This window comes from Actinomadura sp. NPDC049753 (assembly GCF_040674655.1).
GTDB lineage: Bacteria > Actinomycetota > Actinomycetes > Streptosporangiales > Streptosporangiaceae > Spirillospora > Spirillospora verrucosospora.
This window is the reverse complement of record NZ_JBFARL010000004.1, coordinates 62,381-76,631: the sequence shown is the minus strand read 5'-3', so window position 1 is coordinate 76,631 and position 14,251 is coordinate 62,381. Positions and strand designations below refer to the sequence as shown.

Genomic DNA, 14,251 nt, shown 5'->3' with positions numbered 1-14,251 from the left:
CGCTGAACTGGACATACGCGAAAACGAGGGACACGGGTGGGGGACAGGTACGACGTCGAGCGCGCGATCAAGAGGTCCGGGCTGCCGAGCCCGTCCCGACTGATCTTGTTCGTGCTGCTGACGCACGTCACGAACGGGACGCTGGTGGTCCCGTCGGAGTACACGCCGTCGCTGTCGCTGCTGGCCGAGGAGACCGGCCTCAGTCGACGGGCGGTCGCCGACCACCTGAACCGGGTCGAGGCGGAGGGGTGGCTGAAGCGCCTCCGCCCGCCCGTGCAGAAGGCGCGGACGGAGAAGGCGAGGACGAGCTACCGGATTACGATCCCCGCCGCCCTCCTAGCTAGTGCACCTGACGCACTAGTGCAGGAGGTGCACCAGACCCCGGCTAGTGCAGGAGGTGCACTAGCTCAGAAAGAACCGCAGGTCACAACTAGTGCAGGAGATGCACTAGTGCAGGAGGTGCACCGGGCTAGTGCAGGAGGTGCACACAATCCAACGTATTCCTCTTCTTCTCCTTCGGAGAAGAAGAGACAGGGGGGTGTGGGGGGAAGGGCTTCCCGGCGCAAGCCGGAGACTCCTGCCCCGGAGATCTTCCCCGTCACCGCATCGATGCGGGCATGGGCGCGCGACCACGAGCGCAGGATCACGGTCGATCTCGACGACCAGACCGAACGATTCCTGAACCACGCCCGCCAGAACGACCGCCGATGCCGCGACTGGCAAGCCGCCTGGCGCAACTGGATCTTGAAAGCTCAGGACTTCGCCGACCGCGACCACGCCCGCGCCGCCACGGGCACCGATGGCACTTACGGCCACGGTCCCCGGGCCCGCGTCAACGACCACGACTGGTCCCAAGGAGGCCCGACCGTATGACCGCCGACGACCGGCGCGACGCCTACGAGCAGTGGCGACAGGAGGAGCGTCAGCGCCTCCTCGACGCCTTCACGCAGGCCCGTCCCGCCGTCTTCGCCGCCCCCGGCCAGCTCGACCCGGCCGTCTTCGCGTGGCTGGAGCGATTCGTCCAGGGCGACGCCCGGACGCTCCTGCTCGGCGGCCGCACAGGCTCCGGCAAGACATGGTCCTGCTGGAAGGCCGTGGAGACGCTGCTGTGGAACGGCTGGCGCGGCACCTGGCGGATCGTCTCCGCCTACGACCTGCTGCGCATCGTCATGCCGCCCGTCGACGAGACCGCCCTCGACCGCCTCGCCCGCGCCGACCTCCTCGTCATCGACGACCTCGGGTCGATGAAGGTCACGGACTGGGCGTCCGCGCACCTGCACGGCCTCGTCGACCACCGGTGGAGCCGCAAGCTCCCGACGATCGTGACCACCAACGTCCCCGACATCGGCGAACTGGTCGGCGAACGCATCGCCTCCCGCCTCGCCGACGGCATGGAGTCCATCGCGCTCGCGGGCAAGGACCAGAGGCGGGCCCGGTGACCGACGACATCACGCTCCCCGGCCTGCAGCCGACCCCCGCCGTGGTTGCCGCGGAGATGGCTGTGCTCGGCGCGGCGATTGAGCGCAAAGCCGCCGCCGAGACAGCCGCCGAGCACGTCCTGCCCGCCGACTTCTGGAACCCGCAGCACCAGCTCGTCGCCGAGGCCGTCGAGACGCTCATCGGGGCCGGTGACCCCGTCAGCCCCGTCAGCGTCATGAAGGCGCTCGCCGACGCCGGCGCCCGGTTCGGGGAAGGCGGGCCCGGCCCGTTCCTCTTCCGGCTCATGGAGCACCGCAGCGCGGACGTGGTGTACGACGCCCGGATCGTCGCCAAGGACGCCATCCGGCGGCGCGTGCTCCAGGCCGTGCACCGCGCCGCGCAGATCGCCGCGCGCAGCGACTTCGAGCCCGACGAGGACCTCGACCTCATCCGCCAGGGACTCGACGCTGCAACGTCCGGCTTCACCGGCGAGCAGCTGCCCACCATCGGCGAGATCGTCCTCCGGCGCCTCGACGAGATCGAGCACGGCAAGGCCGACGATGACGCGGTCGAGCTGCCGTACGCCGACCTGCAGGCGCTGCTGAACGGCCTGCGCCCCGGCCAGGTCGTCATCATCGGGGCGAGACCGTCCGTCGGCAAAACCGTCGTCGGTCTGGACGTCGCGCGGTTCGCGGCGATCCGCCGCGGCCTGCCGACGCTGTTCTTCAGCCTTGAGATGTCATCCGCCGAACTGGCCGACCGCCTCGTCGCCGCCGAGGCCCGCGTCAACCTGCACGCCATCCGCGCGCGCAACCTCAAGGACGACGACTGGCACCGGATCGCCGACCGCACCACCGACATCGGTGGCGCGCCCCTTGTCATCGACGACAACCCGGCCTGCACACTCGCCCGCATCCGCGCCCGGCTACGCGGCATGGCCCGCACCCGTCCGGCCCGCCTCGTCGTCATCGACTACCTCGGCCTGATGGACGCCCCGCGCGCCGACTCCCGGGAGCGACAGGTCGCCGAGCTGTCCCGCGGCCTGAAGCTCCTCGCCAAGGAGTTCAGCGTCCCGATCGTCGCCCTGTCCCAGCTCAACCGGGAGAGCACCAAGCGCAACGACCGCCGCCCCACTATGTCGGACCTGCGCGACTCCGGCGCCGTGGAACAGGACGCCGACATCGTGATCCTGCTGCACCGCGAGGACGCCTACGAGAAGGAGTCACCCCGGTCTGGGGAGATCGACCTGATCGTCGACAAGCACCGTGCGGGCCCCACCGGGACCGTCACGGCCGCCTTCCAGGGCCACTACGCCCGCGTCATGGACATGGCGCCCGAGCCGACGCCTCGCGAGTACGGCCATCTGCAGCCCGTCCCCGACTTGCCCTAACGAAAGGAGATCACCATGCCCACCACCGAACAGGCGCCCAAGCGCATCGTGCGGTGCCGGTACCTGCGCCAGAACGACGAGCGGTGCACCGGCGAGGTCCTCGACCCCGCGGCCGACGTCCTGCTGTGCGTCAAGCACACCGCGCGTGTCGTTGAGCACGCCCGCGCCACGTACGAGCGGTTCCGCCGCGAGGCCAAGCGATGAACGACCGGCGGTGGGCCGCCGCGATGGCCCGCGCCAGCGCCCTGGCGGTCGTCGCCCTGCTCGTCATTGCCGCCCTCATCGACGCGACCCGATGACCGACAACAACGCGGCCGGGGCTGTCCCTAGCAGCCCCGGCCAGGAACGGAGCCTACCCATGGCCGACCAGATCACCTCCGGCGACCACGACATGCACGCACTGCACACCCGGCTCGCCGAAATCACCGGCCGCACGGTCGAGGAAGCCGCCGCGCTCACCAAGGACGACCTGATCGACCTCACCGCGCGGCTGTCCTTCGAGACCCTCGGCCTTCAGATCGCCCACCGCTTCGAGAAGGCCGACGACGTCCACCTCATGGAGGACGGCCCGAAGGAGCACGCCGCCCGAGTCGCCGAGGCGCTGGAGCACCTCCACGGGCGAGTGCCGCTGTGGCCGGCCACTCTGCAGGACGTCACCGCGGACCTGTTCGGGTTCGGTCGCGCCCCGATCCGGTTCGTCACCCAGGACGGTGACGAGGACGGCGAGCAGGTCCGCTACTTCCTCCTGTCCGAGCTCGCCGAGCCGCTCGGCATCACCCTGCCCAAGGCCCACGCGTGGGCCGAACAGGAGCAGGTCGAGGCGCTGCGCGCGCAGCGGGCGATCGACCAGGAGCGCGGCGAGCTGGGTTGGGAATGCATGAACGACGTGATCGACCTCGGCGTCTGGCTGACCGTCGACGACCCCGAGGCCAAGCCCGACGCCAGCGGCGCCCGCTGGTCGACCGCCGGCGAATGGCTCGTCAGCGACCGGCGTCTTCTGCCGCTGATGACCTGGTCGCCGTGGTCGAAGGTGTTCTACGAGAACGCCCGCCCGCTCCTGGCCCACGCGATGCTCCACTCCGGTCTGGCCGACAAGCTCGACGACGCGCCGACCTACCGGACCATCGAGACCTGCGACGGCGAGACCCGGACCGGTCGGACCGGCGAGACTCTCGGCGACCACATCCGCGAGGACGCCGCCCGCATGTCGGTCGAGGACGCCGCCAAGCGCGCCATGCGCGGGCTGTGCTTCGGAACCCCTGAGTAGCCAACTCGCCGCCCCGGCATGCCCGTGTGGTGCGCCGGGGCGGCTCCCGATTGGAGGTGAGGATGTGGCCAAGCCAGGCCTCGGCTACCGCCACCAGGTCATCGCCGCGATCGTCCGCAAGCGCGCCGCGGCCGGCGAACCCTGCTACCTGTGCGGCCAGCCCATCGACACGCGACCGGCGAAGGACGGCGGCCCGCCGCCCCGCTCGCCCTGGAGCTTTAGCGCCCACCACGTCCAAGAGCGCAACAACGGCGGTCAAACCACCCTCACCAACTACGCCCCCGCGCACCTCACCTGCAACGCCCGCCACGGCGACGGATCGTCGAAGCGCAAGAAGTGGAAGCCCCGCCGATGGTGAACTCCCAGGTCACAGGCCCGACCAAGTCGGCGCGCGTCGTCGCAGGTCAGCGGCCTGATCATTTTTTGAGCGGCGGAGGTCAAAGACCCGCACACCGTCAACTTTTTCCCCCTCCCGGCTCGTGCGCTCGGTCGCGGAGGGTGAGGGGAGCAGATCATGGGGCCAGTTGAGCAGGCCGTCCGGGATGAGCTGGCGTCGATGGGCGACGAGGCGACCGGCTCGGCGCTCGGCGCGTCGGCGGTCGACCTCGCGCGCCGCCAGGACGAGGCGCACCTGCCGAATCAGGCCGCGCAGTGCGCCAAAGAACTGAGGGAGACGTTGCGGGTGCTGGTCGAGCGGTTCCCGCCGGTTCCGAAGGCGGATCCGGTGGACGAGCTGCGGGCCCGGCGCGAGGAGCGTGGGGCGTGAGGCTGCTGGGTGTGCAGACGCCGCGGCTGCGGACGGTGCCGCCGTACGAGCGGACGTACGGGCCGGACGTCCGGGACCTGGCGGGGCTGGCCGGTCTGGACTTGGACCCTTGGCAGGGCGCCGCCCTCGACGATTTCTGTGCGCTCTCGCCGGCCGACCCGGGCCGGTGGAACACGCTGGAGAACGTCCTGATCGTCGGGCGCCAGAACGGGAAGTCGGCGGCGCTGGAGGCGTACCTGCTCGGCTGCCTCTACCTGTTCGACGACCCGCTCACGACGTACTCGGCGCACCGCTTCGACGCCTCGCAGGAGATGTTCCGCCGGGTGATCGGGCTGATCCGGAACACGCCGTCCCTGCTGCGGCGCGTCCGGAAGGTGAGTGAAGCCCACGGCAAAGAGGGAATCGAGCTCAAGGGCGGGCAGCGGCTGCTGTTCAAGGCGCGCAGCGACAAGGCCAACCGCGCGTTCTCGGGCGACAAGGCCGTGATCGACGAGGCGTTCAAACTCGACGCGGACACGATGGGCGCGATCATGCCGACCCTGTCGGCCAGGCCGAACCCCCAGATCGTGTACGCCTCGTCGCAGGGCTGGGAGATCAGCGAGCACCTGGGCAAGCTGCGGCACCGCGCGCTGACGGCGATCTGCCAGCGGCTGCGCGCCGAGGGCCTGGACGTGGACGGGATCGCCGCGCTGCTGGGACTGGAGGCTCCCCGCGTGGCGAGGTACCTGCAGCGGCCGGCGGGCGCCGGTACGGGGCTGGCGTTCCTGGAGTGGAGCGTCCCCGACAGCACGCCCCGCACGCGGGGCGCGATGGACGACCCGGAGCTGTGGGCGCAGGCGAACCCGGCGCTCGGCCGCCGGATCACCGGCCAGTTCGTCGGGGCCGAGCTGCGGACGATGGGCGCGGTGCAGTTCGGGCGGGAGCGGCTGGGGATCGGCGCGGACCTGCCGCCGGACGAGGAGGACGAGGGCGGCTGGGAGGTCATCTCCGAGGCCGACTGGTCCAAGCTCGCGGTGCAGGGCGAGGCTCCCCGGCCGGGCACCGAGGGCCCGCGGCGGCCGGTGTTCGCGATCGACATGAAGCCCGATGGCAGCAAGGCCGCCATCACGGCGGTGTTCCGGGATGAGCACGGCGCGCTGATCGTCGAGGTGATCAACCACGCGCAGGGCGCGGCGTGGGTCGTCCCGCGGGCGAAGGAGCTCAAAGGCCGCTACAAGGTGGTCGCCTTCGCGGTCGACAAGCGAGGCCCCGCCGGGTACCTGATCAAGGCCCTGAGGGACGCGGACCTGCCGGTGCACGTCATGGACACCGGGCAGATCGCGGACGCCTACGGGCAGTTCATGGACGCCGCGACCGATACCCGCGACCTGGTCCACTTGGACGACGAGCCGCTGAACGAGGCGGTGAAGGGGGCGACCACGCGGCCCCTGGGTGACCGGAAGACCTGGGACCGGAAGGGCGACGCCGACATCTGCCCGCTGGTCGCGGCGACGAACGGCGTGGGCGCGCATCTGGAGCTGGCGTCCACGGACGACGACCCGCTGAACAACATCTGGTAACCAGGCCTGAACCAATGTTGAGGTTTCTGCCAACCATGGTTGACAATGGGCGGGTGAGGTCCACGTGGTAGCGGTGAGTGCGCCGGGTTGGCCGGCGACGCTGAGGCGCCGTCTGGCGGCCCGCCGCGCGACTGGGGTACCCGTGACCGCCCGTGCCGCTGCCGCGGCGGGGACGGCGCTGAGGGCCGTGTTCACGGCGGTCCTGGCGGTGCGAGCCCTGGCGGGTGTGATGCTGGTGGCCTACGGGGCGTGGCTGGCGTGGCCGCCGGCCGGGTTCATCGTGGCCGGCGCGGCGCTGCTGGCCGACCGGCTCGACGATCGCCGGCGCCCTGACGGAGGGACACCCTCGTGAGCGTCCTGTTCGGCCGCGGCCTGGAGCGACGCGACGCGCAGATGGGCGGATTCGCGCCCCCAGACATCCCGCCCAACAGCCAGATCTCCACGGTCGGCGGCTCCGCGATCCCAGGCCGCATGGAGTGGTCGCTGCAGAAGATCGCCGTGTGGGGCTGCGTCAACCTCACCGCGACGATCGCGGAATGTATGCCGATCGAGGTGTTCTCCTCGGACGCGCCCGACAAGCGGAAGTTGCCGGTGCCGTCCTGGCTGGCCGACCTCGGCGGCGACGGGCACGGCCTGCCCGACTGGCTGTATCAGGCAGTCGTGTCGTGGATGCTGCGCGGCAACATGTACGGCCTGATCCCGGAGGGGATGCGCGACACGCTGCGCGGCACCCCGACGATGATCCAGCTTCAGCACCCCGACGCCGTGTCGGTGTTCCAGCCGTTCGGGGAGACGAACCCGCAGTGGCGGTTCAACGGCCACGAGGTCCCCGAACGGGACGTCTGGCACCGCCGGGTGTACCCGGTGCCCGGGCGTCTGCTGGGCGCGTCCCCGATCGAGTACGGCTCCGGCATCATCTCCCTCGGCGTCGCCACGACCCGATTCGGGTTGCAGTGGTTCCACGAGGGCGCGCACCCGTCCGGGCTCCTGACCAACGACGGCAACCTCAACCAGGACCAGGCGAAGGCCGCCAAGGAGCGGTTCATGGCGTCGCTGCGCGGGCGGCGGGAACCGGCGGTCCTGGGCGCCGGGTGGAAGTACCAGGCCGTCCAGATCTCCCCGAACGAAAGCCAGTTCCTGGAGACGCAGGGCTTCACCAGCGCGGAGTGCTGCCGCCTCTTCGGGCCGGGGTACGCGCAGGTGTTCGGCTACGGCACGGACAACAGCCTGACGTACGCGAACATCGAGCAAAGGTCGTTGGATCTGCTCACGTACAGCGTCGACCCGTGGCTGGTGCGGCTGGAGCGGGTCCTGACGACGCTGCTGCCCGCGGGCCGGAACGTGAAGTTCAACCGCAAGGGCCTGCTGCGCAGCGACCTGCTGACCCGGTACCGAGCGCACGAGATCGCGCTGCGCAACAAGATGGGCACCGTCAACGAGGCCCGTGCCGAGGAAGACCTCCCCCCGCTGGACGGCGGGGACGAGCCCCTGGCGGACGCCGCCCCGGCGCCGCCGCCGATCCCCGTGAGCGTGGAGAAATAGATGGGCAAGCAGGACCGCGCCGCCAAGCGGGGCATCGAGCGCCGGCACTACCCGGTGCGGCTGGAGGTCCGGCAGGCCTCGGCCGCCGGCGGGCCCGCCACCGTCGAGGGCTACGCCTCGGTGACCGACGAGGTGTTCGAGATGTGGGACATGTTCGGCGCCTACGGGGAGGTCGTCCGTTCTGGCGCGTTCACCAAGACGCTCAGCGAGAACCCTCAGGTGCAGCTGCTGCTCAACCACGGCGGGCTGTCGATGGCCTACACGCGGGCCGGGTCGCTGCGCCTGGCGGAGGACTCGACCGGGCTGCACATGTCCGCCGACGTCAACCCGATCCGGTCGGACGTGCGCGACATGCTGACGGCGCTGGAGGACGGCGCCGTCGACGAGATGTCGTTCGCGTTCCGGGTGACGCGCCAGCAGTGGAGCCCGGACTACGACCAGCGCGACATCATCGAGGTCGACCTGCACCGCGGCGACGTCAGCGTCGTGAACTTCGGCGCGAACCCGGCCACGTCCGTGGCGCTGCGCGCGCAGGACCTCGACTCCATGCCCGACGCTGAGGCGCGGGCGCTGTGGGAGCGGCTCGGCCGCCGGTTCGCCGCCGCGCCGGCGGCCGAGCTCCCGCTCGACCTCGCGCAGGCCAAGCTCCGGCAACTGTCCCTGTGAACCTCAACCTAGGTTGACGTTCTGGCGCTGGCGTTCCATGCTGGCCTTGTAAGCCTGCGTCGATCGACGCGCCGGACCCCACGCCGGACCCGCACGTAGGGCACCACCTGGGGCACCACCCGGAGAACCAGCAGGCATCCCGAACTGACGTACGGAGATGTCTCATGCCCGGACGGGTGGAGTTCCTCCGCGGCCGTGTCAACGAGCTGCTGGAGAAGCGCAAGACCGCGAAGGAAGCCCTCGCCGCGGTCATGGAGAAGCCGACCGCCGAAGAGCGGAAGCTGACCCCGGACGAGACCCGCGCCTTCAAGGAGCGCGAGGCCGAGATCCAGGGGATCGACACCGAGCTCGAAACGCTGCAGAGCGAGTTGTCCTCGACCGAGGAGCTGGAGCGCCGCGAGCAGGCCGCCAACGAGCTGCGCGCCAAGTACGGCGCCGTCGCCCCCAGCGGTCCCGAGCAGCGCGTCAAGGTCACCTCCGAGCCGGAGACCTACCGGCGCGGCGGCCCCAACAGCTACTTCCGCGACCTGACCCGCGCGCACCTGCACGGCTCCCGCGAGTCCGTCGAGCGCCTGGCCCGCAACGACCGCGAGGTGATGGAGAAGCGCGCACTGACCACCACCGACGGCGCCGGCGGCGAGTTCGTCCCGCCCGCCTGGATGGTGGACGAGTACGTGCGCCTGGCCCGCGCCGGCCGCACCTCGGCGAACCTGCTTCGCTCCGCGCCGCTGCCGCCCGGCACCGACTCGATCAACCTGCCGCGGCTGGCGACCGGAACGGCCGTCGCCGAGCAGGCGACGCAGAACACCTCCGTGCAGAACACCGACGCCACCACCGCCAGCGTCACCGCGAACGTCGCGACCATCGCCGGTCAGCAGGTCGTCGCGGTCCAGCTCATCGAGCAGTCCCCGATCAACGTCGACGAGATCCTCCTCGCCGACCTCGCCGCGGACTACGCGGTGAAGCTCGATGTGTTCGCGCTCAACAACAACGCCGCCGGCAAGCGCGGCCTGCTGAACGTCACCGGCGTGAACGCCGTCACCTACACCGACGCCACCCCCACGGTGGCCGAGGCCTACGCCAAGCTCGCCGACGCGATCCAGCAGGTCCACACCGGCCGGTACCTGCCGCCGTCGCACGTCATCATGCACCCGCGCCGGTGGGCGTGGATGCTCGCCGCGGTCGACGCGCAGGGCCGCCCGTTCGTGGTCCCGGCCGCGCAGGCGCCGATGAACTCGGCGGGCTCGGCCGCGCCGGTCGCCTCCGAGGGCTACGTCGGCACGCTGCAGGGCCTGCCGGTGTACGTCGACCCGAACATCCCGATCAACCTCGGTGCGGGCACCAACGAGGACCGGATCATCGTGGTCCGCGCCGACGACGTGATCCTCTTCGAGTCGACCCCGCGCAGCGAGGCGTTCCGGGAGACCAAGGCCGACCAGCTCAGCGTGCTGCTGCGGTTCTACAACTACGTGGCGCTGCACAGCGAGCGGTACCCCAAGTCGATCTCCGTCATCTCCGGCACCGGCCTGATCACGCCGACCTTCTAAGGAGCCCCGCCATGGCCGACGACAAGACGACCAGTTCCCCCAACGAGGCGAAGCGGCAGCAGGGCGACGGCGACTGGCCGCGCCCCGGCGACGAGGGCTACGTCAACCCCGACGGCACCCCCCAGGCCGCCCGGCAGCTGGAGGACAACCGCCGCGCCGCCGCCGACCGGGCCGCGGCCGGCAGCACCGTGCACGGCGCGCCGCTGGCCACCCCCGGCCCGCAGGCCGGCGCGGAGAACCTCGCCGCGGCCAAGCGCGCCGAGGCCTACTCCGGCACCACCCAGGCCGAGGCCGAGGAGGGGCTGACCAAGTTCGTGCGCGACAAGACCGAGGAGGCCGCGCGCGAGGGCGGCTCCTCGGTCCCGGCCGACCGGGCGGGCCAGGAGAACGCGGCCGACCGCACGCCCAAGACCAAGCGCTGAGAAGGGGGAGGGCGTGCCGGAACAGCAGGTGGTCTACAGCACGCGGACCGGCGCGCCCGACGTCGTCGAGGTGGCGACCGCGGCCGAGGCCGAGGTGCTCGCGCTGCTGCGTGAGCGTGAGGGCTACGCGCGGCGCGGTCTGACCGACCGTGTCGCGCAGGTCGACGCGCAGCTCGACGCGCGCGGCCACAAGCGCCCGGCCGAGGCCGCCCCCGCGGCGGCGGCCAAGCGCGGCCCGGGCCGCCCCCGCAGGACACCGCCGGCCGGGGGAGGGTAGCCGATGGCCGCGACCGACATCATCGACCTGGCCGCCGCCAAGGAACAGCTCAACATCGACCCCGACAACACCGACTCGGACGCCGAGCTGGCCCTGTACGTCAGCGCGGCGACCGAGGTTGTCGAGCGCTACGTCGGCGCGGTGATCCAGCGGCCGGTCACCGAGCGGTTCGACGGCGGCCGGTCGGCGCTGCTGCTGTCCGCGCTCCCGGTCGCGTCGGTCACGTCGGTGACCGTGGGCGGGTCGGTGCTGGACGCGGCCGGTGTCGCGGTGTCGGAGTCCGGCGTGCTGACCCGGGTGTCGGGCTCTGCGCGGATGAACTTCTCGTCCGGGACGCAGACGGTCGAGGTCGTCTACGTCGCCGGCCGCGCCGCGAGCGTCGCCGAGGTCCCCGCCCGATATCAGCTCGCCGCGCGGATCATCGTCCAGCACATGTGGGAGACGCAGCGCCCGGCAGCGCAGGGCCCGTTCTCGCAGGCCTCCGACGACTACGACCCCCGATACGCCTACAGCGTGCCGCGCCGTGCGCAGGAGCTGCTCGGCGTGGAGATCGGCGAGTGGGCGGGGTTCGCATGAGCACGCAGATTCCCGACGCGATCGACCGCCTCGTCGCCCTGTTCGAAGGCGCGCTCCCCGCGGGGACGCTCGTCGCCGACGGCCCGCAGGTGTCCTTCCCCACGGGGGAGTGGGCGGTGGTCGGCGGGGACGGCCCGGTCGACGAGGAGGAGGACGCGGCCCGCTCCACCCAGGCGTGGAAGGGCCTGGGCGCGATGGTGCGCGACGAGTCCATCGACGTGGTGTGCGCGGTCGGGTCGTCGACGGGCAACGCGGAGACGTCGATGCGGCCCCGGCGGACGGCGGCTACGGCGCTGCTGAAGGCGATCGAGGACGCGCTGCGCGCCGACCCGGGCCTGGGCGGATTCACCACCGGCGGCGCGGCCGCCGTGGCGGACGTGGCGCTGCGCTACCCCACCAACTCCCAGGGCCTGGCCGCGGTCCTGGTGTTCACGATCAACATCCCGGTCCGGTCCCGGATCACCTGAGGAGGAGTCGATGCGCAAGAGGTTCATCGGCCCGGCGAACCCGGGCCGCGACGAGGCCGGCGAGCGGGTCGACCTCGGTCACGAGGTCAACGTCCGAGGCCAGTACGTCGGCAACGTCCGCTCCGGCGACGTCATCGACATCCCCGACGCCCTGTGCGCGGGGACCGAGGACGACCCGGCGCCGGTCTGGCCGGCCGAGCTCTGGGAGGACGTCGCCGACGCTCCCGTCAAGACCAAGAAGGGTGAGGACTGATGGGGACCCGTTCGGGCCTGGACGCCCAGCTGGGGATCGCGGCGGAGTCGGTGTTCGGGACCGGCGTCACCGTCACGCGTTTCCTGGAGTTCGACAACGAAGACCTCAAGTTCATGCCCACCTGGCTGGAGGGCGAAGGCCTCCGGGCGGGCCGCAAGTTCAAGCGCGCCTCCCGCGTGTCGGTCAGCCGCAAGGACGTGAACGGCAAGATCGACATCAAGGTCCCGAACAAGGGCCTGGGCCTGCTGCTCAAGCACATGATCGGCTCGTCGGCGACGCCGGCGGCGATCGGGGCGACCTCCGCGTACGAGCAGATCCACACCCCCGGCGACATGTACGGCAAGAGCCTGACCATCCAGGTCGGCCGGCCCGAGCCCGGCACGGGGACCGTGCGCCCGTTCGCCTACACCGGCTGCAAGATCACGCAGTGGGAGCTGACGCTCCAGGACGGCGACCACCTCAAGCTGTCGGTGACGCTCGACGGCCGGGACGAGGACACCACCACGGGCCTGGCGTCCGCCTCCTACGCCTCCGGCGTGGAGCTGTACAACTTCAGCCACGCCACGCTGAAGCTCGGCGGCACCCCGGCGACCGCGTCCGGGAAGACGAGCATCACCGGCGGCGTCGCCGTGGCGGCAGTCGTCAACCAGATCCAGCTCAAGGGCGAGTCGCCGATGGCCGTTGACAGGTACGGCGTCGGGAACGGCGGACTGAAGGCCGAGCAGCTGGAAAACGACTACCCCACCGTCACCGGCAGCCTCGACGCGGAGTTCGCGAAGGCGGAGCTGTACGACGTCTACAAGGCCTACGACGCGCTGGCGCTGGAGCTGGTGCTGGAGTTCGGCGAGGCCGACACGGGGCAGCCGTTCCACCTGTCGTTCCTGGCCCCGGCGATCAAGCTGAAGGAGTCCGGCCCGAGCGTGGACGGGCCCGGCCTGGTCAAGGCGAGCGTGGACTTCGAGGTCTACGACAACGGCGTCGACCCGGCCTACCAGTTCCGCTACATCTCCACGGACACGACGCTCTGATGCACGTCTCCGTCTCCTCCAACGACCTGAACCGCCTCGGCAGCGACCTGAAGGCGGCCGGCCGCAAGGACCTCCAGAAGGAGGCCCTGAAGCGGATGCGGCGCAAGGTCGAGCCGATCCGCCCGGAGATCCAGCGGGCGGTCCGGGCGACGCCGGGCGGGACGGACGACCTGCGCTCCAGAAAAGCCAGGAGCGAGCGGCCGCGGCGCCTGCGGGACGCCACCGCGCGCGGTGTCCAGGTCAAGGCCAGCCTCAGCGGAAAGTACGCGGGCGTCCGCCTGCGGATCGACCCCCGCCACTTCCCGGACGGGGACAAGAACCTGCCGAAGTACCTGGAGGGGACCATGCCGCGGTGGCGGTCCCCGATGTGGGGCCGCGACCAGTGGAAGCAGCAGCGGCCGCGCCCCTACTTCTTCGTGACGATCCGCCCGCACATCCCTGCGGTGCAGGCCGACGTCGCGAAGGTGATCAAGGAAACGATGGACGAACTAGGCGGCGGCTCATGATCATCACGATTCAGAAATGCCTGGTCCCCCAGTGCGAAGGGGCCGCGCACAAGTGGGAGTTCGAGACGCCCACCCTCCGCGAGTTCCAGCGCATGGAGAAGATCGCCGGGATCAGCGTCGACCAGTTCGCCGGCGGCCTGGACGACGCGCTGGACACCGGCATCACCAGCGCGGCCATTGATGCGGTCCTGGCGATGGTCGACATGCTGCATCGCCGTGAAGGGGTCAAGGTGCCCTTCGAGGACATCGACATCGACCCCACCGACTTCAAGCTCGACGTGGCGGACGGCGACCTGGACGCCGACGACGAGCCCGGCGAGGCCTCGGAGGACGGCGCGGGAAAAGACCCCGACCCGACTCCGCCCTCCCACCCCCACGAGGCGACGGCGCCGGACGCTCCGGCATCTGGCCCCGAGAGCGGGGAGGCGTCCGAGCCCAGGTCATCGCTTACGCCGACGGCCTCTGGCGGTGGTTCGGCCTCACCCTGATCACCGTCTGGGACCTGACCCCGCCCGAGTTCACGGGGCTCGTCCAGTTCATCGACCAGCGCAGGCGCGAGGAGCGAG

General features: G+C 71.1%; 20 protein-coding genes. All 20 read left to right on the top strand.

From position 1 onward, the window contains the following. The first annotated feature begins 36 nt into the window (after positions 1–36). The 20 genes from AB0K37_RS02280 to AB0K37_RS02185 all read left to right on the top strand — a co-directional run bounded on the left by AB0K37_RS02280 (position 37) and on the right by AB0K37_RS02185 (position 14,173). On the top strand, positions 37–873 hold the full coding sequence (locus AB0K37_RS02280; RefSeq protein WP_363973534.1) for a hypothetical protein: 837 nt from the start codon (positions 37–39) through the stop codon (positions 871–873). After that, on the top strand, positions 870–1,439 hold the full coding sequence (locus AB0K37_RS02275; protein WP_363973531.1) for an ATP-binding protein: 570 nt from the start codon (positions 870–872) through the stop codon (positions 1,437–1,439). The genes AB0K37_RS02280 and AB0K37_RS02275 overlap by 4 nt, the downstream gene beginning before the upstream one ends. After that, positions 1,436–2,809 (top strand): replicative DNA helicase, encoded by a 1,374-nt coding sequence (locus AB0K37_RS02270; protein WP_363973528.1) that lies wholly within the window; start codon positions 1,436–1,438, stop codon positions 2,807–2,809. Before AB0K37_RS02275 ends, AB0K37_RS02270 begins: the two co-directional genes overlap by 4 nt. A gap of 15 nt (positions 2,810–2,824) precedes the next feature. Further along, the gene (locus AB0K37_RS02265) at positions 2,825–3,013 is read left to right on the top strand and encodes a hypothetical protein (protein WP_363973525.1); all 189 of its coding nucleotides are present in this window, start codon (positions 2,825–2,827) and stop codon (positions 3,011–3,013) included. A gap of 154 nt (positions 3,014–3,167) precedes the next feature. After that, on the top strand, positions 3,168–4,076 hold the full coding sequence (locus AB0K37_RS02260; RefSeq protein WP_363973523.1) for a hypothetical protein: 909 nt from the start codon (positions 3,168–3,170) through the stop codon (positions 4,074–4,076). 64 nt (positions 4,077–4,140) lie between these two features. Further along, entirely contained in the window at positions 4,141–4,434 is a 294-nt protein-coding gene (locus AB0K37_RS02255; protein WP_363973520.1) for an HNH endonuclease, read from the top strand. 156 nt (positions 4,435–4,590) lie between these two features. Continuing rightward, the gene (locus tag AB0K37_RS02250) at positions 4,591–4,842 is read left to right on the top strand and encodes a hypothetical protein (protein WP_363973517.1); all 252 of its coding nucleotides are present in this window, start codon (positions 4,591–4,593) and stop codon (positions 4,840–4,842) included. After that, the gene (locus AB0K37_RS02245; protein ID WP_363973514.1) at positions 4,839–6,401 is read left to right on the top strand and encodes a hypothetical protein; all 1,563 of its coding nucleotides are present in this window, start codon (positions 4,839–4,841) and stop codon (positions 6,399–6,401) included. The genes AB0K37_RS02250 and AB0K37_RS02245 overlap by 4 nt, the downstream gene beginning before the upstream one ends. A 142-nt stretch (positions 6,402–6,543) precedes the next feature. Continuing rightward, positions 6,544–6,753, top strand: a complete 210-nt coding sequence (locus AB0K37_RS02240) for a hypothetical protein (protein WP_363973511.1) — start codon at positions 6,544–6,546, stop codon at positions 6,751–6,753. Beyond that, the gene (locus AB0K37_RS02235; protein WP_363973508.1) at positions 6,750–7,943 is read left to right on the top strand and encodes a phage portal protein; all 1,194 of its coding nucleotides are present in this window, start codon (positions 6,750–6,752) and stop codon (positions 7,941–7,943) included. The genes AB0K37_RS02240 and AB0K37_RS02235 overlap by 4 nt, the downstream gene beginning before the upstream one ends. After that, entirely contained in the window at positions 7,944–8,609 is a 666-nt protein-coding gene (locus AB0K37_RS02230) for an HK97 family phage prohead protease (protein WP_363973505.1), read from the top strand. It begins immediately after the preceding gene. Between the two features lie 164 nt (positions 8,610–8,773). Then, complete coding sequence (locus AB0K37_RS02225) at positions 8,774–10,156, top strand: phage major capsid protein (protein WP_363973502.1); 1,383 nt, start codon at positions 8,774–8,776, stop codon at positions 10,154–10,156. Positions 10,157–10,167: 11 nt separating this feature from the next. Then, positions 10,168–10,578, top strand: a complete 411-nt coding sequence (locus AB0K37_RS02220) for a hypothetical protein (protein WP_363973499.1) — start codon at positions 10,168–10,170, stop codon at positions 10,576–10,578. Positions 10,579–10,591: 13 nt separating this feature from the next. Beyond that, the gene (locus AB0K37_RS02215) at positions 10,592–10,855 is read left to right on the top strand and encodes a hypothetical protein (protein WP_363973496.1); all 264 of its coding nucleotides are present in this window, start codon (positions 10,592–10,594) and stop codon (positions 10,853–10,855) included. Between the two features lie 3 nt (positions 10,856–10,858). Beyond that, the gene (locus AB0K37_RS02210) at positions 10,859–11,431 is read left to right on the top strand and encodes a head-tail connector protein (protein ID WP_363973493.1); all 573 of its coding nucleotides are present in this window, start codon (positions 10,859–10,861) and stop codon (positions 11,429–11,431) included. Then, positions 11,428–11,898 carry a hypothetical protein gene (locus tag AB0K37_RS02205; RefSeq protein WP_363973490.1) on the top strand — a complete coding sequence of 157 codons (471 nt, stop codon included), beginning with the start codon at positions 11,428–11,430 and terminating at the stop codon, positions 11,896–11,898. Before AB0K37_RS02210 ends, AB0K37_RS02205 begins: the two co-directional genes overlap by 4 nt. Before the next feature lie 10 nt (positions 11,899–11,908). Continuing rightward, positions 11,909–12,151 (top strand): hypothetical protein, encoded by a 243-nt coding sequence (locus AB0K37_RS02200; protein WP_363973487.1) that lies wholly within the window; start codon positions 11,909–11,911, stop codon positions 12,149–12,151. Further along, a complete protein-coding gene (locus tag AB0K37_RS02195; protein ID WP_363973484.1) occupies positions 12,151–13,179 on the top strand; it encodes a phage tail tube protein in 1,029 nt (342 codons plus the stop codon). The genes AB0K37_RS02200 and AB0K37_RS02195 overlap by 1 nt, the downstream gene beginning before the upstream one ends. Beyond that, positions 13,179–13,685, top strand: a complete 507-nt coding sequence (locus tag AB0K37_RS02190) for a hypothetical protein (RefSeq protein WP_363973481.1) — start codon at positions 13,179–13,181, stop codon at positions 13,683–13,685. The genes AB0K37_RS02195 and AB0K37_RS02190 overlap by 1 nt, the downstream gene beginning before the upstream one ends. Continuing rightward, on the top strand, positions 13,682–14,173 hold the full coding sequence (locus AB0K37_RS02185; RefSeq protein ID WP_363973478.1) for a hypothetical protein: 492 nt from the start codon (positions 13,682–13,684) through the stop codon (positions 14,171–14,173). The genes AB0K37_RS02190 and AB0K37_RS02185 overlap by 4 nt, the downstream gene beginning before the upstream one ends. The last annotated feature ends 78 nt before the right edge of the window (positions 14,174–14,251 follow it).